This window comes from Bartonella vinsonii subsp. berkhoffii ATCC 51672, assembly GCF_902825225.1.
GTDB classification, from domain to species: domain Bacteria; phylum Pseudomonadota; class Alphaproteobacteria; order Rhizobiales; family Rhizobiaceae; genus Bartonella; species Bartonella berkhoffii.
In genome coordinates this window covers 1-457 of sequence record NZ_CADEAK010000152.1, presented here as the reverse complement: position 1 = coordinate 457, position 457 = coordinate 1, and the positions used below count along the sequence as shown (strand labels likewise).

The window sequence follows — 457 nt, the reverse complement described above, 5'->3', positions numbered from 1 at the left end:
TTGATAAGGGGATTGTATGTGTAAGGTATGTGAAGGGGGTAATGCTTGATGCGTGGGATGGAGAAGCATAATTGGTGAAGTCGGTGTGGGTTGTTGGTGGAAACAGAGATTTGTTTTCAATGATGGGGTTAGTGGATTCCTTTAGGGGACGCGTTGAGAGGGTGGATTTGGAAGGCGTGATTGGTTGAATGTCTGAAAGAATGAAGGGGTGCAAATGATCTGCTACCATTGGAGTATTTTACGATACCAAGATTCTGTTTTATCAGTATCGCAAGAGAAGAAGGGTATATAAAGGAAAAGAGGGATGGCACAAAAATATTTTGGTACAGATGGAATTCGGGGTAAAGCCAATGTTTTTCCCATGACACCAGATTTTGCCATGAAAGTGGGTATGGCTGTAGGGATTTTTTTTCGCTCACAGCATCAAACGCGCCGTGTGGTGATTGGTAAGGATACG

General features: G+C 43.3%; 1 pseudogene. It reads left to right on the top strand.

Annotation, left to right across the window (positions count from 1 at the left end):
• Positions 1-304: 304 nt before the first annotated feature.
• Positions 305-457: pseudogene (glmM, locus tag J7R10_RS08695) on the top strand (phosphoglucosamine mutase); the annotation flags it as partial.